Source organism: Roseicyclus sp. (genome assembly GCF_018402035.1).
Taxonomy (GTDB): Bacteria; Pseudomonadota; Alphaproteobacteria; order Rhodobacterales; family Rhodobacteraceae; genus Roseicyclus.
Genome location: NZ_JAGYJN010000066.1, coordinates 1 through 1,605 on the forward strand (window position 1 = coordinate 1; position 1,605 = coordinate 1,605).

Genomic DNA, 1,605 nt, shown 5'->3' on the forward strand with positions numbered 1-1,605 from the left:
CCGGCGGTCTTGGCATGGAATTCGGGTGGGCGCTTGGCGATCCACGCAAGAAAGGCCGCAAGCCGTGGATGGGCGCGCAGGGCGTCGACGGTGTTGTAGCTGCGCGCCAATTCTGCCTCGGACAGGGTGGCGTGGATCTCGTTATGGCAGATCTGGTGCAAAAGCACGACAGGCCCGCCCTTGCCGCCGCGCAATTTCGGCGTCAGGTGGTGGAGGCTTTGCTTGGCATCTTTTGGGATCGGGCGGTCGCAAAGCGGGCAAATGGGCGGTTCGGTCATAGGCTGCTAGAATGGCGCGGGCGCGCTTTTGGACAAGGGGCAAGGCGGCATGGCTGAAGCAGTCGATGCGCTGGTGATCGGATCTGGGCCAGCGGGCGTGATGGCGGCAGAGGCCCTTGGCCGCGCCGGGCGGTCGGTGGTCATCGCCGAGGCCAAGCCATCGGTCGGGCGGAAGTTCTTGATGGCCGGTAAATCCGGGCTGAACGTGACCAAGGATGAGCCGCTGGCGGCTTGCATCGCGGCCTATGGCGAGGCGGCCGATTGGCTTGCCCCCATGCTGGCCGAGATGGGGCCAGATGCGGTGAAGGCATGGGCCGAAGATCTGGGACAACCCGTGTTCACGGGCAGTTCTGGCCGTGTTTTTCCGACTGTGATGAAGGCCAGCCCGCTTCTCCGCGCCTGGGTCAGGCGCGTCGGCGCGTCGGTCAGGACGGGCTGGCGTTGGGTGGGAAATGATGGGGCAGAGTGGCGCTTTGCAACGGATCAAGGCGCGGCGCGGCTTGCGCCACGGGTCGTCGTCTTGGCCTTGGGTGGTGCGAGTTGGGCGCGGCTGGGTGCTGATGGGGCATGGGCTGGGCATCTGGCGGCGATGGGGGTGGAAATCGCCCCATTTCAGCCCGCCAATATGGGGTTCTGCGTCGATTGGTCGGCGCATATGGCGGCGCATTTTGGTAAGCCGTTGAAGGGGTTAGCCTTTGGCCTTGGGGCGGGATGGGTCAGGGGGGAATGCGTGATCTCGGCGCGGGGGATCGAGGGTGGGGGGATCTATGCGGTGAGCGCGTCGGTGCGTGATGGCGCTCCGCTGATTGTTGATCTGCTGCCTGATCTGACGCTGGCGGAGGTCGCGGCACGGCTTGCACATCGCCCGGCCAAGCGGACGCTTGCGCAACATCTGGAAAAGGCGCTGAAGCTTGACCCGGTCAAGCGCGCGCTGTTGCAGGAATTTGGCCGCCCCTTGCCCGAGGGGCTGGATTTAGCGCGGATGATCAAGGGGTTGACGATCCGCCATCATGGGCCGCGTCCGATGGATGAGGCGATCTCGACCGCCGGTGGGGTCAGGCGCGCGGCAGTGGATGACGGGCTTATGTTGCGCGCTGTGCCCGGTGTTTTCGTTGCAGGCGAGATGCTGGATTGGGAGGCGCCGACGGGGGGCTATCTGATCACGGGGTGCTTGGCGACAGGGCTTTGGGCCGGGCGGCATGCGGCGGATTGGGGGCGGTGAGAGGCGCGTGAAGGCGGCGACACATGCCGTACACAGCCCGTACAGACCGCGTACATATGGCGGCATCTGTGATACCCGTCGCTTGTGGCGACGAGTCTTTGTTGA

2 protein-coding genes are annotated in these 1,605 nt (G+C 65.4%); one reads left to right on the top strand and one right to left on the bottom strand.

Features of this window, described 5'->3' with window-relative positions:
- A partial coding sequence (locus KG698_RS15180; RefSeq protein ID WP_213686383.1) for an HNH endonuclease occupies positions 1–278 on the bottom strand: 278 nt, incomplete at its 3' end.
- 49 nt (positions 279–327) lie between these two features.
- Between KG698_RS15180 and KG698_RS15185 the strand changes: the two genes are divergently transcribed.
- A complete protein-coding gene (locus tag KG698_RS15185; RefSeq protein WP_213686384.1) occupies positions 328–1,500 on the top strand; it encodes a TIGR03862 family flavoprotein in 1,173 nt (390 codons plus the stop codon).
- Positions 1,501–1,605 lie beyond the last annotated feature (105 nt).

What these genes read in the sequence shown, in the direction of transcription:
- KG698_RS15185 (WP_213686384.1), top strand. Translation starts at nt 328, where the DNA reads ATGGCTGAAGCAGTCGATGCGCTGGTGATCGGATCTGGGCCAGCGGGC.